The sequence below is a fragment of the Achromobacter sp. PD1 genome (assembly GCF_048541815.1).
GTDB lineage: Bacteria > Pseudomonadota > Gammaproteobacteria > Burkholderiales > Burkholderiaceae_B > Achromobacter > Achromobacter bronchisepticus_A.
Genome location: NZ_CP183349.1, coordinates 2,172,589 through 2,194,579, shown reverse-complemented (window position 1 = coordinate 2,194,579; position 21,991 = coordinate 2,172,589). Strand labels below are relative to the sequence as shown.

22 protein-coding genes are annotated in these 21,991 nt (G+C 67.5%); 1 reads left to right on the top strand and 21 read right to left on the bottom strand.

The window, feature by feature from the left end:
- Positions 1–152: 152 nt before the first annotated feature.
- From ACM1PE_RS10410 to gabT, 16 genes are all read right to left on the bottom strand, one after another.
- A complete protein-coding gene (locus ACM1PE_RS10410; RefSeq protein WP_059380307.1) occupies positions 153–1,442 on the bottom strand; it encodes a Glu/Leu/Phe/Val family dehydrogenase in 1,290 nt (429 codons plus the stop codon).
- A gap of 297 nt (positions 1,443–1,739) precedes the next feature.
- The gene (gene hutG, locus ACM1PE_RS10405; protein WP_059380308.1) at positions 1,740–2,687 is read right to left on the bottom strand and encodes a formimidoylglutamase; all 948 of its coding nucleotides are present in this window, start codon (positions 2,685–2,687) and stop codon (positions 1,740–1,742) included.
- Positions 2,684–3,442: an amino acid ABC transporter ATP-binding protein gene (locus ACM1PE_RS10400; RefSeq protein ID WP_165867946.1), complete on the bottom strand. Its 759-nt coding sequence runs from the start codon at positions 3,440–3,442 to the stop codon at positions 2,684–2,686. Before ACM1PE_RS10400 ends, hutG begins: the two co-directional genes overlap by 4 nt.
- 47 nt (positions 3,443–3,489) lie before the next feature.
- Positions 3,490–4,158, bottom strand: coding sequence for an amino acid ABC transporter permease (locus ACM1PE_RS10395; protein ID WP_013393489.1), 669 nt, complete (start codon positions 4,156–4,158; stop codon positions 3,490–3,492).
- Positions 4,155–4,898, bottom strand: coding sequence for a transporter substrate-binding domain-containing protein (locus ACM1PE_RS10390; protein ID WP_013393488.1), 744 nt, complete (start codon positions 4,896–4,898; stop codon positions 4,155–4,157). Before ACM1PE_RS10390 ends, ACM1PE_RS10395 begins: the two co-directional genes overlap by 4 nt.
- 74 nt (positions 4,899–4,972) lie before the next feature.
- Complete coding sequence (locus ACM1PE_RS10385; RefSeq protein WP_059380310.1) at positions 4,973–5,719, bottom strand: IclR family transcriptional regulator; 747 nt, start codon at positions 5,717–5,719, stop codon at positions 4,973–4,975.
- Positions 5,720–5,903: 184 nt separating this feature from the next.
- Entirely contained in the window at positions 5,904–7,256 is a 1,353-nt protein-coding gene (locus ACM1PE_RS10380) for an amidase (protein ID WP_419343210.1), read from the bottom strand.
- A gap of 81 nt (positions 7,257–7,337) precedes the next feature.
- Positions 7,338–8,084, bottom strand: coding sequence for an ABC transporter ATP-binding protein (locus tag ACM1PE_RS10375; RefSeq protein WP_059380312.1), 747 nt, complete (start codon positions 8,082–8,084; stop codon positions 7,338–7,340).
- A complete protein-coding gene (locus ACM1PE_RS10370) occupies positions 8,081–8,842 on the bottom strand; it encodes an ABC transporter ATP-binding protein (RefSeq protein ID WP_054456759.1) in 762 nt (253 codons plus the stop codon). Before ACM1PE_RS10370 ends, ACM1PE_RS10375 begins: the two co-directional genes overlap by 4 nt.
- Positions 8,839–9,741, bottom strand: coding sequence for a branched-chain amino acid ABC transporter permease (locus ACM1PE_RS10365; RefSeq protein WP_054456758.1), 903 nt, complete (start codon positions 9,739–9,741; stop codon positions 8,839–8,841). Before ACM1PE_RS10365 ends, ACM1PE_RS10370 begins: the two co-directional genes overlap by 4 nt.
- A 4-nt stretch (positions 9,742–9,745) precedes the next feature.
- Positions 9,746–10,621 carry a branched-chain amino acid ABC transporter permease gene (locus ACM1PE_RS10360; RefSeq protein ID WP_059380313.1) on the bottom strand — a complete coding sequence of 292 codons (876 nt, stop codon included), beginning with the start codon at positions 10,619–10,621 and terminating at the stop codon, positions 9,746–9,748.
- 27 nt (positions 10,622–10,648) lie between these two features.
- Positions 10,649–11,884 carry an ABC transporter substrate-binding protein gene (locus ACM1PE_RS10355; RefSeq protein WP_419343208.1) on the bottom strand — a complete coding sequence of 412 codons (1,236 nt, stop codon included), beginning with the start codon at positions 11,882–11,884 and terminating at the stop codon, positions 10,649–10,651.
- 119 nt (positions 11,885–12,003) lie between these two features.
- The gene (locus ACM1PE_RS10350; protein ID WP_419343207.1) at positions 12,004–13,203 is read right to left on the bottom strand and encodes a CaiB/BaiF CoA transferase family protein; all 1,200 of its coding nucleotides are present in this window, start codon (positions 13,201–13,203) and stop codon (positions 12,004–12,006) included.
- 29 nt (positions 13,204–13,232) lie between these two features.
- Entirely contained in the window at positions 13,233–14,006 is a 774-nt protein-coding gene (locus tag ACM1PE_RS10345) for an enoyl-CoA hydratase/isomerase family protein (RefSeq protein ID WP_059380316.1), read from the bottom strand.
- Positions 14,003–14,983, bottom strand: coding sequence for an aminopeptidase (locus ACM1PE_RS10340; protein ID WP_280016407.1), 981 nt, complete (start codon positions 14,981–14,983; stop codon positions 14,003–14,005). The genes ACM1PE_RS10345 and ACM1PE_RS10340 overlap by 4 nt, the downstream gene beginning before the upstream one ends.
- 10 nt (positions 14,984–14,993) lie before the next feature.
- Positions 14,994–16,352, bottom strand: a complete 1,359-nt coding sequence (gene gabT / locus ACM1PE_RS10335) for a 4-aminobutyrate--2-oxoglutarate transaminase (RefSeq protein WP_419343205.1) — start codon at positions 16,350–16,352, stop codon at positions 14,994–14,996.
- Between the two features lie 164 nt (positions 16,353–16,516).
- On the opposite strand from gabT, the gene ACM1PE_RS10330 reads away from it, so the two are divergent.
- Positions 16,517–17,215 carry a GntR family transcriptional regulator gene (locus ACM1PE_RS10330; RefSeq protein ID WP_059380318.1) on the top strand — a complete coding sequence of 233 codons (699 nt, stop codon included), beginning with the start codon at positions 16,517–16,519 and terminating at the stop codon, positions 17,213–17,215.
- 44 nt (positions 17,216–17,259) lie between these two features.
- Here ACM1PE_RS10330 and ACM1PE_RS10325 read toward each other — a convergent pair whose 3' ends face one another.
- The 5 genes from ACM1PE_RS10325 to mltG all read right to left on the bottom strand — a co-directional run bounded on the left by ACM1PE_RS10325 (position 17,260) and on the right by mltG (position 21,917).
- Positions 17,260–18,162 (bottom strand): ankyrin repeat domain-containing protein, encoded by a 903-nt coding sequence (locus tag ACM1PE_RS10325; protein ID WP_419343204.1) that lies wholly within the window; start codon positions 18,160–18,162, stop codon positions 17,260–17,262.
- Between the two features lie 38 nt (positions 18,163–18,200).
- Entirely contained in the window at positions 18,201–18,971 is a 771-nt protein-coding gene (locus ACM1PE_RS10320; protein WP_059380320.1) for a TatD family hydrolase, read from the bottom strand.
- Between the two features lie 68 nt (positions 18,972–19,039).
- The gene (gene holB / locus ACM1PE_RS10315; protein ID WP_118935232.1) at positions 19,040–20,131 is read right to left on the bottom strand and encodes a DNA polymerase III subunit delta'; all 1,092 of its coding nucleotides are present in this window, start codon (positions 20,129–20,131) and stop codon (positions 19,040–19,042) included.
- Positions 20,128–20,751, bottom strand: coding sequence for a dTMP kinase (gene tmk, locus ACM1PE_RS10310; RefSeq protein ID WP_059380322.1), 624 nt, complete (start codon positions 20,749–20,751; stop codon positions 20,128–20,130). The genes holB and tmk overlap by 4 nt, the downstream gene beginning before the upstream one ends.
- Positions 20,748–21,917 (bottom strand): endolytic transglycosylase MltG, encoded by a 1,170-nt coding sequence (gene mltG, locus ACM1PE_RS10305; protein WP_419343203.1) that lies wholly within the window; start codon positions 21,915–21,917, stop codon positions 20,748–20,750. The genes tmk and mltG overlap by 4 nt, the downstream gene beginning before the upstream one ends.
- Positions 21,918–21,991 lie beyond the last annotated feature (74 nt).

The window sequence follows — 21,991 nt, the reverse complement described above, 5'->3', positions numbered from 1 at the left end:
CGGCGCCCGCAGGCCTGCAATACCGGTGTGCTATTCGTGCGCGTTGCGCTTGCGGACGCGCAAATGGAAATCGCCCCTTGCGGGGCGATTTCCGTTTTTGTCTCCCTGCCCTCCTCGGCGCGGCGTCTGGGGACGCCCCGCCGTATCCGGTATCAGGGGTACAGGCCGCGCACCTGGCGCGCCTGCAGGATGCGCGTGCAAGCGACGATGAACGCCGCCGTGCGCAGCGTGACCTTGTGTTCCTTGGCCACTTGCGACACCGACGCGTAGGCTTCGCGCATCAGGCGCTCCAGGCGCTGGTTGATCTCGTCCTCGCTCCAGAAGAAGCTGGAGAAGTCCTGCACCCATTCGAAGTAGCTGACCGTCACGCCGCCGGCGTTGGCCAGCACGTCCGGCACCACGTACACGCCGTGTTCGGCCAGGATGTCGTCCGCTTCCGGCGTGGTCGGGCCGTTGGCGCCTTCCACCACGATCTTCGCGCGCACCTTGGCGGCGTTGTCGGCGGTGATCTGGCTTTCCAGGGCGGCCGGGATCAGGAATTCGGTTTCCAGCGTCCAGAATTCAGCCTTGTCCATGGCCTGGCCGCCGGAGAAGCCGCCCACGCCGCCGTGCTGCGACACGTAGGACAGCAGCTTGTGCACGTCCAGGCCCGCCGGATTGTGGACGGTGCCGGTGTGGTCCTGCGCGGCGATGACCTTGGCGCCGGCTTCATGGAACAGACGGGCGGCGGTGCCGCCCACGTTGCCGAAGCCCTGCACCACCACGCGCGCCTTGGACACGTCGATGTTGAGGTCGCGCGCGGCTTCGCAGCCCACCACGAACACGCCGCGGCCGGTGGCCTCGACGCGGCCCAGGCTGCCGCCCAGCGCGATCGGCTTGCCGGTGACCACGCCCGTGGCGGTGGCGCCTTCGTTCATGGAGTACGTGTCCATCATCCAGGCCATGGTCTGGGCGTTGGTGTTCACGTCGGGCGCCGGGATGTCCTTGGACGGTCCGATGATGACGCCGATTTCCGAGGTGTAGCGGCGCGTCATGCGCTCGAGTTCGGAGGCCGACAGCTTGCGCGGATCGACGCGCACGCCGCCCTTGGCGCCGCCGTAGGGCAGGTTCACCGCGGCGTTCTTGATCGACATCCAGGCCGCCAGCGCCATCACTTCGGAGAGCGTGACGTCCTGGTGGAAACGCACGCCGCCCTTGCCGGGGCCGCGCGAGGTGTTGTGCTGGACGCGGTAGCCCTCGAAGTGGGCGATGCTGCCATTATCGAGTTCGATCGGCACGTCGACGATCAGGGAACGCTTCGGGCGCTTCAGGGTCTCGACCCAACGCGCCAGCGAACCAAGATACGGGGTGACCCGGTCGACTTGTTGCAGGTAGTTGCCCCAGGGACCGAGGTCCTCGGCGTTCAGATAAGACGGCAATGCGTGGGTGGGAGTTTGAGACATGAGCTGGCTCTCCTGACAAAGTTGCGCCATTTTATCCACGAAAGTTATAGCGTCCCCATTTAAAACGAAAATATTTTAATTAGGGACATATAACTGTTGCGGCGGTTGAACGGGCCGCAAACCCAAGCCTGATGCTGCCCTTATCCTAAGCCGCCAAATCGGCAGCGTCCAGCCTGCCAGCCATAAGCCGCAAGCCCTTCCGCCCGCCATAAGGGGGATGAAAAACGGGGCGGCTTCCTCCCAGGAAACCGCCCCGCCCGATCCTGCCCACATCCGAAGGATGAGGCGCCGGTCCGCTCAATCGTTCAACAACTGCCAGGCCAGGCGGGCGGCCGCCCGCGCGCCGTGGCCGTCCTGGTCGAAACGCGGGTTGAACTCCGCCATGTCGGCCAGGCGCAGTTTTCCGCTGGCCTTGACCCGCAGCACGATTTCCTCGATCACCGGCAGCGGCACCCCATAGGGCGCCGGCGCCGACACCCCGGGCATGACCGCCGCGGGCAGCACGTCCAGGTCGATGGTCAGGTAGACGTGGCGCGCCCGGGCCAGCAAGGCGTCGACGTTGGCCAGGCGCGCCGCCAGGTGGCGCTCCTGCATGTCGCGGTCCTCGACCCAGACGGCGCCGACTTCAGCAGCGCGCGCATACAGCGCCGGCGTGTTGGCCAGCCGCGATACGCCCAGGCAGGCATATTGCAGGGCCCGCCCGCGTTCCTCGCAATAGCGCGAAATCTGGTCGAACGGCGTGCCGGAGCTGCCGGGCCGTCCGGTGCGCAGGTCGAAGTGCGCGTCCAGGTTCAGCACCAGCACGGGCTCCGTGTCGCCGCGGGCGTCCAGCCAGCGCGCCAGGCCCTGGAAGCTGCCCCAGGCGATCTCGTGGCCGCCGCCCAGCACCAGCGGGCGGGCGCCCTGCTCCATCAGTTCCGCCACGCGCAGGCCCAGCTGTTCCTGGGCGTCTTCGAGCCGGTCGCCTTCGCAGGCCACGTCGCCCGCGTCCAGCAGGCGCGTGAGGCCGTGGGCCGGCAGGCCCGCCAGGAACTTGCGGATGGCCGACGGGCCTTCAGCCGCGCCGATGCGGCCCTGGTTGCGGGCCACGCCGGCGTCGCAGGCGAAGCCCAGCAACACCGCTTCGCCTTTGCGGGCTTGGCCGGCGGCCGCTTCGACGATATGCGCCAGGCGGCGCGTGTCGCCTTGTTCGGCGCTGTCGTCGCGGGCCTTCCACAAGCTTCGGTCGAATTGCGCCACGCTCATGCCGCCCCCTGCCCCGCGTTCAGCACCGCCTGCAGGAACTCGCGGGTGCGCGGCTCGCGCGGCTGGGTGAAGATCACGTCGGGCGAACCGGACTCCAGGATCACGCCGCCGTCCATCACCGCCACCACGTCGGCCACGTCGCGGGCGAAACCCATTTCGTGCGTGACCACCATCATGGTCATGCCTTCCTTGGCCAGCAGCTTCATGACCTGCAGCACTTCACCCACCAGCTCCGGGTCCAGCGCCGAGGTCGGCTCGTCGAACAGCATGACCTTGGGCTGCATGGCCAGCGCGCGCGCGATGGCGACGCGCTGCTTCTGCCCGCCGGACAGGCTGGCCGGCATGGCCGACATCTTCTGGCCCAGGCCGACCTTGTCCAGCAGGTCCGCCGCCAGCGCGTGGGCTTCTTCGCGGCCCATGCCGCGCAGCTTGCGCGGACCGACCGTCACGTTGTCCAGCACCGACAGGTGCGGGAACAGGTTGAAGCCCTGGAACACCATGCCCACCTGCATGCGCAGCTGGTTGAGCTCGGCCTCGGGCAACAGCTTGCCGTGGTCCAGCAAGGTCTGGCCGCAGATGTCGATGGTGCCGGTCTGCGCCACTTCCAGCCCGTTGCAGCAGCGCAGCAAGGTGCTCTTGCCCGAACCGCTGGGCCCGATCACCACCACCACCTGGGACGGCAGCACGTCGAAGTCGATGCCGCGCAGGACTTCGTGGTCGCCGTAGGACTTGCGCAGGCCGCGGATGCGGATCATTTCTTGCGGGTCCGCGGCCCGGGTCGTAGCGGAGTTCATTGCGGAGTTCATTGCACCATCCCTCCCGCGCGCAGGCGGTGTTCAACCTTGCGCAGCACCAGCATGGTGGCCGTGGTCAGGATCAGATAAATCAGCGCCACCACCAGATAGGTTTCCAGCGAGCGATAGGACACGCTGATGATCTTCTGGCCTTCATGCATCAGGTCGTGGATCGTCAAGAGCGACACCAGGGCCGAGTTCTTGATCAGCGCGATGAATTCATTGCCCAGCGGCGGGATCATGCGCACCACCGCCTGCGGCAGCACGATGATGCGCATGGCCTGGCCGGACGACATGCCCAGCGAGCGCGCCGCTTCGGTCTGGCCGCGGTCCACCGACTGGATCGCGCCGCGCACGATTTCGGACACGTAGGCGCCGGAATACATGCCCAGCCCCAGCACGCCGCAGGCGAACGCCGGCAGGGTGATGCCGAAATGCGGCAAGCCGAAGAACCAGATGAACAGCTGCACCAGCAGCGGCGTGCCGCGGAACAGCAGCAGGTAGACGCTGCACAGGTTGTAGATGACGTAGCGCTTGGGGTTCAGGCGCCCCACGCCCACCAGCAGGCCGATGACGCAGGCCAGCAGCAAGGCGCCCGCGGTCACCTCGACGGTGACCACGGCGCCATTGATCAGCGCGCCGAAGTCGGCAAAGACGGGAGAAAAATCCAGGTTCATTTCGCGGGGGCCTCGAACCACTTGTTGACGATGGCCTGGTAGCTGCCGTCGGCCTTGAGCTTCTGCAGCGCGGCGTTCAGTTCACGGGTCAGCTCGGGCTTGTTCTTGGGTACGGCGATGCCGTAGTCCTCGGTGGTGATCTGGTCGTTCAGCACCGTCAGGTCCGGCGTGCTCTGGGCGAACAGCTTGGCGGCGGGCTTGCCGGTCACGGCGGCTTCGGCGCGGCCGATCTGCACCAGGTTGAACATTTCCTGGTTCTTCTCGACTTCCACGCGCTGCACCGCCGGGTAGTGTTCCTTCAGGTAGTTGACCGACTTGGTGCCGACCTGCACCGAGACCTTGCGGCCGTCCAGGTCCTTCAGCGTCTTGACCGGGCCGTCCTTCTTGGTCATCACGACCAGGCCGCCCGCGTAGTAGGGATCGGTGAAGTCCACCACCTTGGCGCGCTCGGGCGTGATGTAGATGGCGGACACGGCGATATCGGCGCGGCCGGCCTGCAGCGCGGGAATCAGGCCCTTGAAGTCGATGTCGATCCACTCGACCTTCTTGCCCATGGCGCCGGCCAGCGCTTCCACCAGTTCGATGTCGAACCCGGTGCGCTTGCCGTCCTTGACGAACTCCATCGGCGGGAAGGTCGCGTCGGTGACGGCGCGGATGGTTTCCTGGGCGAACGCCGGACCGGCGCTCCAGGCGAGGCCCAGCGTCAGGGCGGCGGTCAGCAGTGTGCGGCGAGTGGTCATGGTGGGTCCTCTATGGAATGGGGATACGGCGGTCGGGTGGGTATGGGTACGGCGTGGAATGGAAGAAGGCTGTTTCAATGAACCTGCAACTTCGCCGAGATGCGCCGGGCCGCGGCCACGGTCATTTCGGTCAATGCCTCGGGCCGCTGGGCGGCCCGGGTCGATGGCGCCATCAGCGTGATCGAGGCCACGGCCTGATTGGCGCGTTGAAAAATAGGGACGCTGACACCCCAGACGCCGGCATCGACTTCGCTGTCGGTGACGGCATAACCCTGGGCGCGGATGGCTTCCAGCTCGTGGCCCAACCGGCCGGCGTCCACGTCGGCCTCGGCCGCCAGATAAGCCAGCGCGGCCTGCTGCCGGGCCAGCGGCATGAAGGCCAGCAGCGACTTGGCCGAGGCGCCGCGCGCCAGCGGCAGGCCGCGCCCCTTGGTGAAGGAACAGCGCAGCGGATGCTGGCTTTCGATCATGTCCAGGCAGACCGCCTGGTCCTTGACCGCCACCAGCAGGCCTATGGTCTCGCCGGAGGCGGCGGCCAGCGCGGCCATGTCGGGCTGCGCTTCATGGATCAGGAACGAGGACTGGTCAAAGCCCCAGGCCAGCTGCACGCATAGCGGGCCGGGGCCGTATTCGCCGTCGTGCTCGGCGACAAAACCCCAGCGCTTGAGCAGCGCCACCTGGCGGTACAGGGTGCTTTGCGCCAGGCCGGTCTGCTCGGCCAACGCGGCGATGCTAAGGGGGCCGTCGTGCCTGGCCAAGGTGGCCAGCACATACAGCACGCGATCCGCGCCTGCCCCGACTGATAGATCCGCTTTCAACATGTGGCTCCAAGCTAACGGAGCGCAGATTATCAATTTATGGCTCTAACTCTGCTTTTTATTCCCGAATACTGAGAATAGCTGGGGAAAACCCCGAATGGCGGACGTAAAAAAAGCGCCCGAAGGCGCCAAAGCGTCCGCCGCGCCCCGGCGGCGCGCGTCGGACCTGACCCTGTCCTGGGGCCGGTCAGGGTTGGTGGGCGGTCGACCCCAGGATGCGCTCGGCGCAACGCGCCCAGTACAGCAGCCGCGCATCTTCCTTTACGAAGCCGACCATCTGGAAGCCCAGCGGCAGCCCGTTGGGGCCGCGCGCGACCGGCAAGGTAATGGACGGGTTGTGCAGCAACGACCAGATGCGGATGAAGGCCGAGCTGCCGGTCGAGCTGGCGAGCGGCGCCTCGCCCAGCGTGGACGGCATGGCCACTGCGTCGACCTCGCGCGCAACGTCGTAGAACGCCCGGCGACAGGCGTCGGCGGCATCCAGCGCGCCGGCGTAATCGGCCGCGGACAGGCCCTCGCCCATCGTCAGGTACTCGATCAGCCCGGGATCGCACAGCGCCGCATGGTCGCGCTTGATGGCGGCATACTCGCGCGCCAGGTCGTAGGCCATGATCACGTCCTGCGCCTCGCCCATGGTGTCGAAGGCCGGCGGCATGACCAGCTCTGTGACCTTGACCCCGGCGGTCGACAAGACGCGCAGATTGGCCTCGAAGCTCTCGCGCATGCAGGGTTCGGTGTCGGCCCAATCCTTGGGGCGCCACACGCCCAGACGGAAGTCGTTGCGCAGCGAGGACGCCGGATCAAACCGGGGATCGCCCGTAAACGCACGCATGAACAAGGCCGCGTCGTCGACCGAACGCGAGATCGGCCCGATCACGTCCAGTACCCGCGAATAGCGCCGGATCGCCACGTAGGGAATGGCGTCCAGCGTGGGCTTGAAGCCGACCGCGCCGCAGAATGCAGATGGCCGCAGGATGGAGCCCGCCGTCTGCGTGCCGATGGACAGCGGCGCCATGAAGTCGGCGACGGCCGCCGCCGAACCGGCCGAGGACGCGGCCGGCGTGCGGGTCAGATCATGCGGGTTGCGCGCAGGCCCGGGCAGCATGATGGCGTGGCGCGACACGGTGTTCTTGCCCAGCACGTTGAAGCCCAGCTCCTGCGCCTGCGTCACCACGGGCGCATCGGCCTCGGGCTGGCGGCCGGGGAAGATCTCGGGGTCGCCCAATTCGGTGGGCATGGCCGCGGTGTCGATGGTGTCCTTGATGCCCAGCGGCACGCCGTCCAGCGCGCGCTGCCGGCCATGGCGGTCCCATTCGCGGGCGCGGGCCAGCGCGCCCTCGGCGTCGACCCGGACCCAGGCCTTGACGCCGCCGTTGCGCTCCTCGATGCGCTCCAGGCAGGCGCGCGCCCAGGCCTCGCAAGTCAGCTTGCCCTGCTCCAGCGCGGCCAGGCCCTCGGTGGCGGTCAAAGCGGCGATGGCGCCAGGCGCCGGACGGCGCGCAACGGGCGCCGGGGAAACCATGGTTTCGGAAATAGGCAAGATACGGCTCCTGCAAAGAGATATGGGAATATGGATTTGCCATCCGCGACGGCGGCTGCCGGCGGGATGGCTCTGGCGGTTTCAAGCGGGAACGCTGCCGCTGGGCGGACGGTCCGCGCCCGCATGGCCGCCCCGCCCTATGTACAGATCGCTCATGTGCTGGTTGGCCAGCAGCGCCTGCCCCGTGTCGGTCAGCACGATGCGGCCGGAATCCAGGATGTAGCCGCGGTCGCTGAATGCCAGCGCCTGGCGCGCGCGCTGCTCCACCATCAGCACGCCCACGCCGATCTGGGGCAAGCGCCGCACTTCGGCGAACACCTGCTCGGTCAGCGCCGGCGACAAGGCGGCGGACGGTTCGTCCAGCACCATCAGGCGCGGCGAAGACATCAGCGCGCGGGCAAAGGCCAGCTGCTGGCGTTCGCCGCCGGAGAGGTTCTCGGCATGGGTCTTGCGCCGCCCGGCCAGCGCGGGAAACAGGTCGAACATGTCGCGGATGCGCTTTTCGCGCGCCTGCACGTGCTCCACCACCTGCAGGTTTTCCAGCACCGTCAGCGCGCCGAACACGTTGCGCACCTGCGGCACGTATGAGATGCCGATGCGCACGCGCTCCTCGACCGGCAGCGCGAGCAGGTCGCGGCCATCGAAGGTCATGGTGCCGGCGATGCGCGGCAACAAACCCATCACCGCCTTGACCAGCGTGGACTTGCCCGCGCCGTTGGTGCCGGCGATGGTGACGATCTCGCGCGGCGCCACGTGCATGTCGATGCCGGACACGATATCGACCTCGCCGTAGCCCCCGGACAGGCCTTGCATGACGAGCTGGCTCATATCACTCCCCCCATGTACGCTTCGCGCACCTGTTCATTGGCCAGCACGCTGTCGGGCGTGCCTTCGGCGATGACCCGGCCGCGGTCCATGACGTACATGCGCGGCACGATGCGCGACAGCTCTTCCAGGTTGTGTTCGATGATGGCGACGGTCAGGCCGCGCTGGTTCAGTTCCACGATGCGCGCCGACAGCTCTTCGATCAGCACCGGATTGACCCCGGCGAACGGCTCGTCCAGCAGGATGCAGCGCGGCTCCAGCATCAAGAGCCGCCCCAGCTCCAGCAGCTTCTTCTGCCCGCCCGACAACTTGCCGGCGGGCTCGTCCGCCACCCGGGACAGATTCAGGAAGGCCAGCAGCTCGTGCACCCGCTCCGCGTTGCGCGCCTCTTCGCGGGCGACTTCGCGGCGGGCGAAGACCAGCGCCGCCAGCTTTTCGCCGCGCTGGTCCGGCGCGGCCGCCATCATGTTGTCAAAGACCGTCAGCTGGCTGAACTCGCGCGGCACCTGGAAGGTCCGCGCCAGGCCCCGGCGCACGCGCTGGTGCACGGCCACGCCCGTGATGTCCTCGTCGGCGAAGCGCACCGACCCGGAACTGGGCGGGATGTAGCCCGTGACCACCGAGAACAGCGTGCTCTTGCCCGCGCCGTTGGTGCCGATCACCCCGACCATTTCACCCTTGCGCACTTCCAGCGATACGTCGTCCAGCGCCTTGAAGCCGCCGAAGCTGGCGCTCAGCCCTTTGATGCAAAGCAGCGTCATGCCTTTCTCCTGCGCGTAGTGCCCGCGTTGCCAAAAATGCCCTGGGGCCGGTAAAGCACCACGCAGATGAGCGCCAGGCCGATGACGCCGATGCGCACGCTGGCCATCTGCACCTCCGAGATGCCGCCGACGAAGTCGCGCACGAAGCGCGAGCCTTCCAGGAACCCGACCAGCAGCACCGTGCCGGCCACCACGCCGCTCAGGCGCCCCACCCCGCCCAGGATGATGGCGATCCAGATGTAGAAGGTGATCAGCGGCACGAACTGCTCGGGGCTGATGAAGGTCAGGTAGTGCGCCTGGAAGGCGCCCGCCAGGCCGGCCAGGCCCGCGCCCAGCATCAGCGAACGGGTCTTGAAGCGGGCCGGGTCCTTGCCCAGCGCCCGCACCGCGACTTCGTTGTCCCGCACCGCCTCGATCACGCGGCCAAACGGGCTGCGTATCACCAGGTGGATGAGGAACAAGGCGCCGGCGTTGACCGCCAGAAGCAACAGCATGATCCACAGGTCCACCGTCTGCGGCGAGGCCCAGCCCGCGAACAGCCGCGGGATGCCCGGCAGGCCGTGCATCCCGCGCGTCAGCCATTCCTCGGTCTGCAGCATCATGCGCACCGACTCCGAGAAACCCAGCGTCACGATGGCGAGGTAGTCGCTGCCCAGCCGCAAGGCGATCATGCCCAGCGGCCACGCGGCCAGCGCCGCGAACGCCGCGGCCGCCGCCATGGAGATGGGTATGGGCACGCCCTTGAGCGACAGCAGGGCCGAGGTGTAGGCGCCGATGGCGAAGAAGCCGACGTGGCCGAAGTTGATCAGTCCGGTGAACCCGTAGTGCAGCGACAGGCCGAAGGCCAGCAGCATGTAGATCAGGATCCCGATGGCAATAGCAATCAGATAGGCTTCCATGATTTCACCTCGCCGCCATCGGACGGCCGAAGATGCCCTGGGGACGCAGCAGCAGCACGCACAGCAGCACCGCGAAGGCGAATACGATCTTGTAGGCAGGTCCCACCACCAGGCTGGCGACTTCCTGCGCAATGCTGAACACCATGATCCCGACGATGGCGCCCACCGGATTGCCGATGCCGCCCAGGATCACGGCCGCGAACATGGGCATCAGCAATTCCCAGCCCAGCTCGGGGATCACCACCGCCTTGATACCCAGCAGTACGCCGCCCAGCCCGCAATAGGCGCCCGCGATGCTCCACAGCGTGATCATCACGCGCCGTCCGCGGATACCGCTGGCCGCGGCCAGCTCGGGGTTGTCCGCCACCGCCCGCATGCGCCGCCCGGTGGGCGTCATGTGCATCAGGGCGAACACCAGCGCCAGCGCGGCCACCGCCGTGCCGACGATGTACAGGTCGGTAGGCAAAATGCGCACGCCGCCGAAATTCCAGGCGCGCGTGAGCGGCAGGTCGAAGGTGTACTGGTCCTGCCCGGCGAAGAAGGTGATCGTGCTGCGCAGCGCGAACGCCACGCCGATGGACGCGATCAGGCGCGACACGTTGGAGCGCGACTCCAGCGGCCGGAACACCCAGGCATAGAAGAACAAGCTGACCAGGGTGGTGCCGGCGACGGCGGCCAGGCCGCCCGCCAGCATCGAGCCGCCAGCCAGCGCCTGCGTGAAGACGGCGGCGTAGGCGCCCAACGTCATGTAGTCGCCGCTGGCGGCGTTGGGAAAGCGGGCGATGCCGAACACCAGCGTGATCGCCAGTGCCGGCAAGGCCAGCAGCATCCCGATCACAACGCCGTTGATCGCGGCGTTGATGACGGTGATTGCATCCATACTTGTGTTCCCCTAGTGTTTTTGTCGTCAGACTTTGCCGGCGATGACTTCATTGAGCACCAGCTTGCCGTCGCGGATGTCGAAGACGCCAAAGTCCGGCACGGTCTCGCCCTGCTTGCCGAAGTCCAGGCGCGAGGACGCGCCGTCGTAGTCCACCGGCTTGCCGGCGCGCAGCAGCGCCTGGCCTTGCGCGAAGCCGCTGACCTTTTCGCCGCCGCCCTGCGCGGTCACGGCGCGGATCTTGCCGTTGATGGCAGCCACGTCCGCGGCAGCCCCCGCCGCCTCGATCGCCAGCGCCAGCGTGATCACCATGTCGTAGGACTGCGACGCGAAGATGTCCGGTTCGCGCTTGGTGCGCTTGCGGAATTCGGCGGCGAAGTGCTTGTAGGCCTGATGCTCGTGGGCGGCGACGTTGGAGATCGAAATGATGCCTTCGGTGGCCTCCTTGCCCAGCGCCTTCACCAGGTCTTCGTTGGCGGTCCAGCCCGGCATGATGAACTTGCAGTCCTGGCTGGTCTGGAACCACTCCTTCAGGATGATGGTGGCGTCGGGCCGGTAGGCGCTCAGCGAAATCACGTCGGGCTTGGAGGCCAGCACCTTGGTCAGTTCGGTGCGGTAGGTGGTCTGGTTGGGCTCGTAGATGGTGAAGGCGCTGACCTGTCCGCCCTTTTCCTGCCAGGCATCACGGAAGTAGTTGGCCTGCCCCACAAACGTGGAGTTATTGAAGGCCATGACCGCCGGCCGCTTGAAGCCGCGCTGGCGCGCCACTTCCGCGAAGGCGCGGCCGAACACCGCGTTGGAGGCCTGGAACATCCAGGCCAGCCCCTGCTTGTTCTCGGTCAGCATTTCCGGCGCGCCGCAGGTGTTCATGGTGATGAGGCCCGCGGCATTGGTGATGGGCATGGCGGCCAGGCCTACCGACGAGGGCCAGATGCCGACCACCGCCTCGACCTTGTTGATCTCGATCAGCTTCTTCACGGCCAGAACGGCCGCGTCGGGCTTGGTCTGGTCGTCTTCGGCGTAGAGCTGGATCTTGCGGCCGGCGGCGCCGCCGGCGGCGTTGACCTCATCAATGGCGATCTTGATGGCTTCCAGCATGGCCGGCCCGTAGGGACCGCCGACGCCGGTGATGGAATTGAGCGCCCCCAGGCGGAACGGCTGGGCCGACTGCGCCCGGACCAGTGAGGGCGCGGCGGCGCAAGCGGCCAGCGCGGCGCTGGCCGCGATAAAGCCGCGGCGGGAAAGATGGATGGGCTGTGTCATGAAGGTTCCTTGCGGCGTGAACATCTTTGTTCAACTTCGAATAGCCGCCGGCGTCAATAGCGCCGGCGTCCCCTTGGAGCTTGGATGCGACTTCGATACTGCCTGCTGCGGTTTGCCTGCTACGCGATGACTCCTCGGGCGCGCATGCCTGCAATTCTGTCTTCCGCCACGCCGAAGTGGCGCAGCACCTCGTCCGTGTGCTGGCCCATCAGCGGCGCCGCCGTGCGCAAGGCGCCGGGCGTTTTGGAAAACTTGGTCGGAATGCCGATGGTCTTCATCTTGCCCAGCGCGGGATGGTCCAGTTCCTGCACCATGCCGCGCGCCAGGTAATGCGGGTCCTGCATGGCCTGGCCGAAATCGTTGATCGGGCCGCAAGGCACGGAGGCCCGTTCGCAGCGCTCGATCCATTCAGCCGCGTCGGCACGCGCGAATTCGGCTTCCAGCAACGGCTCCAGCTCGGCGATGTTGGCCAGCCGGTCGGAGTTGGTGATGAAGCGCGGATCGGTGATCAGTTCGGGCCGCTCCAGCACGTCCGCGCACAGGCGCTCCCAGGTGCGCTGGTTGGCCGCGCCTATCATGATGAAGCCCTGGCGCGTGCCGAAGGCCTGGTATGGCGCCGACACGCGGTGGCGGCTGCCGGTGCCTTGCGGCACCGTGCCGTCGGCGAAATAGGCGGCGGCTTCCCAGACGAACCAGGGCAAGCCGCACTCGGCCAGCGCGATGTCGATGTGCTGGCCTTCGCCCGTCTTCATCTGGTGGATGCAGGCGGCCAGGATGGCGTAGACCGCGGTCAGCCCCGCCCCCACGTCATAAATGGCGATGCCCGACTTCAAGGGCCGCCCGTCGGGCTCGCCCGTCATGCTCATGATGCCGCTCATGCCCTGGGCCACCAGGTCGAAGCCGCCCTTGCCCGCGTAGGGTCCGGAATGGCCGTAGCCGGAGATGGAGCAATACACCAGGCGCGGATTGATGCGCGACAGCGTTTCGTAGTCCACGCCCAGCGACTTGGTCACGCCCACGCGGTAGTTCTCCACCACCACGTCGGCCCAGCGCGCCAGCTCGTACAGCACCTCGCGCGCCTCGGGATCCTTCAGGTTCAGCGCCACGCCCTGCTTGTTGCGATTGATCTGGGCGAAACAGGTGGATTCGCCGTTCACGTAGGGGCCCATTTCGCGGGAGTCGTCGCCGGCGCCGGTCTTCTCGACCTTGATGACCTCGGCGCCCAGGTCGGCCAGCACCATGGTGCAGTACGGGCCGGCCATGATCTGCGAAAGATCCAGGATCTTGATGCCGGCAAGGGGGGATGCAGCTTGAGTCATATGCGGTCCGTCTTGGGTCGGTGGCCGGATCAGCGGCCGATGAATTCGGGAATGCGCTTGGCGGCGAAGGCCTCGCGGCCGCGCCGGTAGTCCTCGGTGCCGAAGCATTCGTAGGCTTCGCTGCGCTCTTGCGCGCTCAACGCGCGTCCTTCGCGCAACTGGCCCACGAAGCGCTTGTGCCAGCGGTTGACCAGCGGCGCCGCCGCGGCGATGCGGCGGGCGGTGGCGTAGGTTTGTTCCGCCACGCGCTCGTCATCCACCACGCGGGTCAGCAGGCCCTTGGACATGGCTTCTTCGGCGCCGAAGATGTTTCCTTCCAGCAGGATTTCCAGCACGCGCGCAGCGCCCACCACGCGGATCAGGTCGGCCAGTTCCTGGTGGTCCACGGTCAGCCCGATGCGATTCACCGGGATGCCGTAGCGGCTGTTGCGCCCGCCGATGCGGATGTCGCACAAGGCGGCCAGTTCCAGCCCGCCGCCCACGCACACGCCTTCGATGCAGGCCACGGTGGGGTGGCGCAGGTGCTTGAGCGTGTCGGTCATGGAAAGCGTGAAGAGCGCGTACTCGGCCGCCTGCGCCGCGCCGTCGCGGTCTTCCTCGAAGCCGCCGATATCGCTGCCGGCGCAGAAGGCGCCGCCCGCGCCCCGCAGCACCACGCAGCGCACGCTATCGTCGGCATCGAGTTCACGCATGACCCGGCCGAACTCGCGGTACATGTCCAGCGTGAACGCATTGCGCTTTTCCGGGCGGTTCATCAGCACGGTGGCCACGCCGTCGGCGTCGCGGCTCAGGTCTATGCTCATGCCACGTCCTCCAGGCGCAGTTCGGTGCCCTTGAGCACCACCCTGCCGTCCAGTTCCAGCGTGGCGTCGGTGACGATGGTGTCGTAGTGGGCGGCGGCCTTGACGGTGCCGCCGATGTAGGCGCTGGTGCCCAGCGCCAACTGGATCGAGCCGTAGACCGATTCGTCGGACAGCATGGTGCCGTCCAGCTGGCAGCGCGGGTTCATGCCCACGCCCAGCTCGCCCAGGTTGTAGACCAGCGGATCGTTGAAGCTGGCCAGCAGATCGCGGAACTGGCGCGCCACCGCGCCGCCCTCGATCGCCACGGCCATGCCCTTTTCCATATGGATGCGCACGGGTTCGTCGCGGATCAGCGAGACGCCGGGAATGCTGGCGTTGACCACGATCACGCCTTCGGCCGTGCCTTCCACCGGCGCCAGGCTGGACTCCAGGCAATAGCCCGCCGAGATGTCGGTGGTGTTGGCGAAGCCGTGCAGCGCGCGGCCGCGGCGGCCGGCGATGCTCATGGTCACGTCGGTGCCGAGCTCGCTGGTGACGCGGGCCGTGTCGGCGCGGGTCAGTGCGTCGGCCAGCCCCTGGATCTGCGGGCGCAGCGCGTCGAAGTCGCAGTCCCAGCCTTCGGCCAGGAAGAAATCGGGCAGATGCGATTCAGGCAGCACGATCACGCCGACCCCGGCGCGCGTGGCCTGCTGGCGCGCATCGGTATGCGCGGCGTTGGCGCGGGTCAATGCAATCACCAGGTCGGCCGCCTGCATGGCCTGGGCCACCACCGGCGACAACTGCCGGCCATGGCGCGCGGAGCCGGCGATCTGCAGCAGGTGCAGGCCGGCGCCCGCTTCGTCCACCGCAATGGCCAGGGGCTCGACGTTGTGGTGGGTATGCAGGTCATACAGCACCAGCACTTCCATGCCTGGCTTGGCCGCGCCCAGCTGGCTGACCACCTTGCGCGCGTTCTTCAGTTTCAACAGCGTATGCATGGTGTGCTCCTCAAGCCGCTTGCGACGCGCGCGCGTCGGCGATGCGCTGGGCATCCGCCACCGCGCGCCCGAGGATGTCCAGGCCGCGGGCCAATTCCTCATCAGTAATGGAAAGCGGCGCCAGGAAGCGGATCACGTTGCCGTAAAAGCCCGCCTTCACCAGCACCAGCCCGCCCTGGTAGGCGGCCTGCACGATGTGGGCCGCCAGGTCGCCGGCGGGACTGTCGTCGCCCGCGCCGCGCACGACTTCGAACGCGACCATGGCGCCCTGGCCGCGCACGTCGCCCACGATGCCGTACTGGCCGGCCCAGTCCGCAAAGCGTGCGTGCACCCGGCCGCCGAGGTCGCGGGCGCGCGCCGCGTAGTCTTCGCGCTGCATGACCGCGATGGTGGCGAGCGCCGCGGCGCACGCCAGCGGGTTGCCGCCATAGGTGCCGCCCAGGCCGCCCACGGCCGGCGCGTCCATCAGATCGGCGCGCCCCACCAGCGCCGCTATCGGCAGCCCCCCGCCCATGGACTTGGCCAGGGTGTAGAGGTCGGCTTCGATGCCGGCATGCTGGGTGGCGAACCATTCTCCGGTGCGGCAGAAGCCCGACTGGATCTCGTCGGCGATCAGCACGATGCCGTGTTGGGTGCAATAGGCGCGCAGCGCCTGCAGAAAGGCGGGCGGCGCGGCATGGAAGCCGCCCTCGCCCTGGACCGGCTCGATGATCACTGCGGCGACCTGCTCCGGCGTGACCTCGGTTTCGACCAGGCGGCGGAATTCATTGAAGGCGGCCTCGGCGCATTCGGCTTCGGTCAGCCCCGAGCGGTAGCGCACCGGGAACGGCGCGCGATAGACCTCGGACGCGAAGGGACCAAAGCCGGTCTTGTAGGCGGGCGCCTTGGCGGTCAGGGACAGCGCCATGTAGGTGCGGCCGTGGAAGGCGTTCTCGAAGGCCACCACCGCCTGCCGGCCAGTGGCGCGGCGGGCCACCTTGATGGCGTTTTCCACGGCCTCGGCGCCGGTGGTCTGCAGCATGGCCTTCTTCGGCCAGGATCCGGGCACCAGGCCGACCAGCGTTTCGGCCAGCTCGATGTATTCCGGATACATGACGATGTTGAAGCAGGTGTGCAGATAGCGCGCCGCCTGCGCCTGGACCGCAGCCACCACCTCGGGATGCGCGTGGCCCACGTTCAGGGTGCCGATGCCGCCGGCGAAATCGATGTAGGCGTTGCCGTCCAGGTCGGTCAGCGTGGCGCCGCGGGCAGCGGCCGCGAACACCGGGGGACCGTTGGCCACGCCCAGCGCGACGGCGGCATTGCGCCGGGCCAGATATGCCTGGCACTGCGGGCCGGGAAGTTGAGGGGACTGCACGGCGTCTTTCATTGCCCAGGGCTCCTTGAATGAGTGGGTACCGCGACGAAGTGGAGCCACTATATTCTTGTGCGTTTTATTGTGTCAATGCTGATTTACAACTACGCATTCTAAATTGTGCACAATCTTGCGTTCAAAATGTGCTATGCTTTGCTCCACTCAACCCAGGTGCCTACATGCCCACTAAACGCGCGACTGCCTCTGCTGACGCCGCCGCCCCCGAAACACGCAAGGCGGCCTCCACCCACGAAGTCATACTCGATATGCGGGAACGCATTGCGTCGCAGGCCTTGCTGCCCGGCACTCGCGTGCCGGAAGAAGACCTGGCGCAGGCCTACGACATCCCGCGCGCCAAGGCGCGCGAAGTGCTGGCGACGCTGGAAGACCGCGCGCTGGTGGAACGGGTGCCCAACAAGGGCGCCGTGGTGGCCCTGGTCGACATGGAAACCACCTACCGCCTGTACCAGGTGCGTGAAGCCCTGGACGGACTGGCGGTACGGCTGGCCATGGCCAACGCCACCCCCGCCGACTGGGAAGCGATGCAGGCCCTGCTGGGCGAGCCTTTCGAACAAAGCCTGAAAAGCGGCGACATCGAGGCCCACGTGGCCACGATCGAACAGTTCCGCAACCACATCAAGAAACTGGCGCGCAATCCGGTGCTAAGCGACATGATCGAGCGCATCTACGACCGCACCCGCGTGTCGATGCGCCGCGTGGCCCTGCTGCCGGGCCGCTCAGAGATGGGGATCAAGCAATACCGCGCCCTGCTGGACGCCATGGTGCGCGGCGACGGCGACGAGGCCGAGCGCTGCGTGCGCGAACTGAACGGCAGCGCCCGCGACTACATCGAGCGCTACAAGAACTACGTGATCTGAATCGGGCCGGCCCCTTGCGGGCCGGCCTCGGGCAAGCCCGCGCCTCAGGGCGCGGCGGGCTCGTCGTAGTTGTTGAGCTTCACGCCCGAAACGCCCTGGACCGCGGACGACGCGGCCGGGGCTTTCTTTTCCGCGGCGGGAGCCTGCGCGGCTGCCGCGCCCGGCTCCGGGCTGGCCGGCGCGCCCACTGCCGCGCCTGCCTGCGCACCCGCCGCCTCGGCGCCCTCTTCGGCCGGCCGCGCCGCGCGCAGCTTGCGGCGCGCTTCCTCTTGCTGCGCAATCAGCTTGTCCAGTTCCGCCGCCACCGCCGTGGACTTGCCCGTCCTGGCCCAATCGGCCGGAGTCTGGCCCTTGGTATCACGCGAGCCCACATCCGCCCCTGCCTTGAGCAACAGGTCCACCATGGGCTTGCGGCCAGAAAGCGCCGCCATCATCAGCGGCGTTTCGCCATTGGGCGCGGGCGCGTTGACCATGGCCTTGTGCGCCAGCAGCAGGCGCGCCATTTCCAGCTGCCCCTTCGAGGCCGCGTAGTGCAGCGGCGTCCAGCCCAGGCGGTTGACCTGGGCGCCGCGCGCGATCAGCTTCTTGGCGCGTTCGGTTTGGCCGGCGATGGCCAGATACATCAGCGGCGTCTCGCCCGCCGGGTTCTCGGCGTTGACGTCGGTGCGCTTGTCGGCCGCGATCACGTCGAACACCTTCCAGGCGCCGTCCACCACCGCGCGCATCAGGGCCGGCTGGCCGTTCTTGTAGCGCACGTTGGGATCCTCGCCGCGCGCCAGCAGTTCCTTGATGTCGTCCGGGTAGTCATTGGCGACATAGACCCACCAATCGCCGGGATTGGCGGCCTGCGCCGCGGCGGGAACCGCCATGCCCATGGCCAGCGCCAGCAGCGCTCCACGGCAACACGACAAGAGGGTGTTCTGGACGGAAGCGTTGCGGGCAGCCATGGGTTTCCTATAAATCACTTTAAATAAATAAGATTAGATTATTTCTTTATCTTATTGAAAAGACGGAAGAAATTATCCGTTGAAGCGCGCGCCACATCAGCCACCGGTATACCCCTGAGATCCGCGATCTTCTCGGCCACGTGAATCACCTTGGACGGATCGTTCAACTTGCCGCGGTACGGCACAGGCGCCAGATACGGCGAATCGGTTTCGATCAGCAAACGGTCCAGCGGCACCTTGGCAGCCACTTCATGCACGATCTGCGCATTCTTGAAGGTCACGATGCCAGACAGCGAAATATAGAAGTTCTGGTCCAACGCAGCCTGTGCCACTTCCCAATTTTCGGTAAAGCAATGCATCACGCCGCCGACCTCGGCCGCCTGCTCTTCGCGCAGCATGCGCACGGTGTCCTCGGCGGACGAGCGCGTGTGCACGATCAGGGGCAGGCCCGTATCGCGGGCGGCGCGGATGTGGCGGCGAAAGCGCTCGCGCTGCCAGTCCAGGGGTTCGGACAGGCGGTAATAGTCCAGCCCGGTCTCGCCGATGGCCACGACCTTGGGATGCTCGGACAGGCGCGCCAGCTCTTCGGGCGTGGGGTCCGGGGTGTCTTCGTAATCGGGATGCACGCCGACCGAGGCCCACAGATTGGCCTGCGGCTCGACCAGCGACATCAGGCCCGGCCATTCCGGCATGTTGACGCTGACGACCAGCGCGTGCGTGACCTGGTTGGCAGCCATCCGGTCAAGTATGGCCGGCAGGTCGGCGGCCAGTTCCGGGAAGTTCAAATGGCAGTGGGAATCGACGTACATGATGAGTCTGGATACAAGTGCCGCGGCGCCGCGCCCTTTACCGGACGAAGCGCCGCCGGATCAAGGGCTTACGCCAGGCAGGATAGCACCACGCGCTGCAAGGTCGCGTGGGCGAAGAGCTTGGCGTTCAAGGGGTGGGTGGCCAGCGCGCGCTGGCGCGTCAGCCAGCGCGCGGCCTCGGCCACCTTGGCCGGATTCATGCGCGCGGCGACTTGCGCAACCGCGCTGCCCAGGGCCGGGAAGTAGCGCGACGGCGCCCCCGCGCCGGCCAGCATCAGGTCCGTATATAGGCGCTGCAAGGCGTCGATCCATTCGCTGGCCGCCACTTTTTCCAGGGCCTCGGCCAGCGTGCCGACGTCGGGCGACTGGCCCTTGGACAGCGGCCCGACCAGCTGGGTCAGCCAGGGCGGACAAGCGGACTCGTTCGACTGGGCCAGCCTCAACGCCGCCAGCGGCGCGCCGCCGGCCGCCGCCAGCCATTCGCGGGCCGGTTCCACGTTCTGCTCGCGCAGCCATTGCAGCGCGGTGTCGGGGTCCGGCGCGGGCAGCGGCAAACGCCGGCAACGTGACACCAGCGTGGGCAAAAGGCGGTCCGGCGCATCCGCGACCAGCAGAAAGACCGTGTGCGGCGGCGGCTCTTCCAGCACTTTGAGCAAGGCGTTGGACGACACCACGTTCAGCGCATGGGCCGGGTACAGCAGCGCCACGCGCCAGCCGCCGCGGTGCGTGGCGGTGTTGAACCAGGATTCCAGCGAACGGATCTGGTCTATGCGTATTTCCTTGGACGGCGCGCGCTTGGCCGCGCCCGTGGCGGGTTCGGCGTCTTCCGAGGGCTCGGCGGCGTCCGCGCCCTCTTCCACCGCGACGGCCTCGGGGCGGATGCGGCGCAGGTCGGGATGATTGCCGCTGGCGAACCAGGCGCAGGCGGCGCAACGGCCGCAAGCCAGGCCATTGTCCGGCGTTTCGCACAGCAGGCTGGCCGCCGCGGCGACCGCGAAGTCCAGTTTGCCGATGCCGGCCAGCCCATGGATCAGCCAAGCATGGGCGAAGCGATCGCGGTTGCCGAGCCAGTTGCGCGCCGTCTCGGCCTGCCAGGGCAGGAACTGCGGCGCGTTGGACGCCTTGACGTCCTCGTCTTTGGCGGCGCGGGTCGCATTCATGCCGACTGCCCCAGCAGTTCGCGCAGTCCCGCCTCAAGGCCGGTGCGGATCTGGGCGATGGACTGGGTGGAATCGACGATGCGGATGCGCTGCGGATCAGCCTCGGCGCGGGCGTGGTAGGCCTCGCGGGTGCGTTCGAAAAAGGCCGCGCCCTCGCGCTCGAAGCGGTCCGGCTCGCGCGCGTCGGCCAGCCGGGCGCGCGCCACTTCCAGCGGCACGTCAAAGAGCCAGGTGCGGTCGGGCTGGCCGGCCTGCATCCAGGCCTCCAGCGCGGCCACGCGCGCCGCGCCCAGACCGCGCCCGCCGCCCTGATAGGCATAGGTGGCATCGGTGTAGCGGTCGCAGACCACCCAGGCGCCGCGCGCCAGGGCCGGTTCAATGACCTGATGCAGGTGCTCGCAACGGGCCGCGAACATCAGGAGCGTCTCGGTGTCCAGCCCCATGGAGTCGGTCAGCAGCAAGGCGCGCAGCTTCTCGCCCAGCGGCGTACCGCCGGGTTCGCGGGTGGACACCACGTCCAGCCCCTGCGCACGCAGGAAATCGGCGATCCAGACGGTATGCGTGCTCTTGCCCGCGCCGTCCACGCCTTCCAGCGTGATAAAGCGTCCGCGCGTGGTCATTGGTCTTGTCCTTGTACTTGTGCCTGTCCCTGGTCCGGCTCGGGCGCGGCGTCCGGCGCCGGGCTGGCGCTGGGCGCGGCTGCGGGCGTGCCGTTGGCCGGATTGCCATTGGCCGCGCCGCGGCTCGAAGCCGGGCTGGGCGCGGCATTCTGGCCTTGGCCCTGGCCCAGGATGTAGCGGGAAACGTTGCGGTTGTGCTCGTTCAAGTTGACCGAGAACTCGCTGGTGCCGTTGCCGCGGGAAACGAAAAAGAGGAACTTGTGCTGCTCCGGCTGCACCGCCGCCAGCAGCGCCGCGCGGCCAGGCGCCGCGATCGGCGTGGGCGGCAGGCCCGGACGCGTATAGGTGTTCCAGGGCGTGTCGGTCTGCAGGTCGCGCTTGCGGATGCGGCCTTGGTAGGCGTCGCCCATGCCGTAGATCACCGTCGGATCGGTCTGCAGCAGCATGCCGATCTTGAGCCGGTTGGTGAACACGCCTGCCACGCGGCGGCGGTCCGGCCCATGGCCTGTTTCCTTTTCAACGATCGATGCGAGCACCAGGGCCTCGTAGGGCGTGGTCACCGGCAGGTTTGGTTGGCGCTTGGCCCAGGTGTCCTGCAGGATGCGCTGGCCTTCCTGGTAGGCGCGGCGCAGCAGATCGTAATCGGTGCTGCCGGGCGTGAAGATGTAGGTGTCCGGGAAGAACAGCCCTTCCGGCTGCTTGATTTCCGAGCCCAGGCGTTCCATCAGTTCTTCATCGGTGGTTTCGCCCAGCGTCTGCTTGACGTCGGGATTCGCGCGCAGCGCCTGGCGGATCTGGCGGTAGGTCCAGCCTTCCAGGAAGGTGATCTGCCGCTGCGTCATGTCGCCGCGCGCCATGCGCTCCAGCAACTTCCAGGGCGAGTCGCCGTTGATGGCCTGGTAGCCGCCCGCCTTCATCTGCTTGTCGAGTTCGGACAGGCGCGCCATCCAGATGAAACCCGGCTCCCAGACCGGCACGCCGGCCTCGTTGAGCACCCGCGCGACCGTGCGCGGACTGCTGCCCGGATCCACCACGAAATCGATCCTGTCGGCTTTCAGCTGCATGGGCTTGTGGGCCCAATACCAAGCGCCGCCCACGGCTGCGGCGGCAGCCAGCGCGATCAACAGGAAAAACCACAGGACGTAAAAAAAGAGTCGCTTCTTCATAAGTGTCGGAAGTTTAATTGATCGCGCGGAACTCTTGCGGCTAAAGAGGGGCGGAACGTAGCGCGCGTCCCTGC

What these genes read in the sequence shown, in the direction of transcription:
- ACM1PE_RS10345 (WP_059380316.1), bottom strand. Translation starts at nt 14,006, where the DNA reads ATGAGCATAGACCTGAGCCGCGACGCCGACGGCGTGGCCACCGTGCTG.
- ACM1PE_RS10355 (WP_419343208.1), bottom strand. Translation starts at nt 11,884, where the DNA reads ATGACACAGCCCATCCATCTTTCCCGCCGCGGCTTTATCGCGGCCAGC.
- mltG (WP_419343203.1), bottom strand. Translation starts at nt 21,917, where the DNA reads ATGAAGAAGCGACTCTTTTTTTACGTCCTGTGGTTTTTCCTGTTGATC.
- ACM1PE_RS10325 (WP_419343204.1), bottom strand. Translation starts at nt 18,162, where the DNA reads ATGGCTGCCCGCAACGCTTCCGTCCAGAACACCCTCTTGTCGTGTTGC.
- holB (WP_118935232.1), bottom strand. Translation starts at nt 20,131, where the DNA reads ATGAATGCGACCCGCGCCGCCAAAGACGAGGACGTCAAGGCGTCCAAC.
- gabT (WP_419343205.1), bottom strand. Translation starts at nt 16,352, where the DNA reads ATGAAAGACGCCGTGCAGTCCCCTCAACTTCCCGGCCCGCAGTGCCAG.
- ACM1PE_RS10395 (WP_013393489.1), bottom strand. Translation starts at nt 4,158, where the DNA reads ATGAACCTGGATTTTTCTCCCGTCTTTGCCGACTTCGGCGCGCTGATC.
- hutG (WP_059380308.1), bottom strand. Translation starts at nt 2,687, where the DNA reads ATGAGCGTGGCGCAATTCGACCGAAGCTTGTGGAAGGCCCGCGACGAC.
- ACM1PE_RS10370 (WP_054456759.1), bottom strand. Translation starts at nt 8,842, where the DNA reads ATGACGCTGCTTTGCATCAAAGGGCTGAGCGCCAGCTTCGGCGGCTTC.
- ACM1PE_RS10350 (WP_419343207.1), bottom strand. Translation starts at nt 13,203, where the DNA reads ATGACTCAAGCTGCATCCCCCCTTGCCGGCATCAAGATCCTGGATCTT.
- tmk (WP_059380322.1), bottom strand. Translation starts at nt 20,751, where the DNA reads ATGACCACGCGCGGACGCTTTATCACGCTGGAAGGCGTGGACGGCGCG.
- ACM1PE_RS10385 (WP_059380310.1), bottom strand. Translation starts at nt 5,719, where the DNA reads ATGTTGAAAGCGGATCTATCAGTCGGGGCAGGCGCGGATCGCGTGCTG.
- ACM1PE_RS10320 (WP_059380320.1), bottom strand. Translation starts at nt 18,971, where the DNA reads ATGTACGTCGATTCCCACTGCCATTTGAACTTCCCGGAACTGGCCGCC.
- ACM1PE_RS10375 (WP_059380312.1), bottom strand. Translation starts at nt 8,084, where the DNA reads ATGAGCCAGCTCGTCATGCAAGGCCTGTCCGGGGGCTACGGCGAGGTC.
- ACM1PE_RS10390 (WP_013393488.1), bottom strand. Translation starts at nt 4,898, where the DNA reads ATGACCACTCGCCGCACACTGCTGACCGCCGCCCTGACGCTGGGCCTC.
- ACM1PE_RS10360 (WP_059380313.1), bottom strand. Translation starts at nt 10,621, where the DNA reads ATGGATGCAATCACCGTCATCAACGCCGCGATCAACGGCGTTGTGATC.
- ACM1PE_RS10400 (WP_165867946.1), bottom strand. Translation starts at nt 3,442, where the DNA reads ATGATCCGCATCCGCGGCCTGCGCAAGTCCTACGGCGACCACGAAGTC.
- ACM1PE_RS10340 (WP_280016407.1), bottom strand. Translation starts at nt 14,983, where the DNA reads ATGCATACGCTGTTGAAACTGAAGAACGCGCGCAAGGTGGTCAGCCAG.
- ACM1PE_RS10330 (WP_059380318.1), top strand. Translation starts at nt 16,517, where the DNA reads ATGCCCACTAAACGCGCGACTGCCTCTGCTGACGCCGCCGCCCCCGAA.
- ACM1PE_RS10410 (WP_059380307.1), bottom strand. Translation starts at nt 1,442, where the DNA reads ATGTCTCAAACTCCCACCCACGCATTGCCGTCTTATCTGAACGCCGAG.
- ACM1PE_RS10365 (WP_054456758.1), bottom strand. Translation starts at nt 9,741, where the DNA reads ATGGAAGCCTATCTGATTGCTATTGCCATCGGGATCCTGATCTACATG.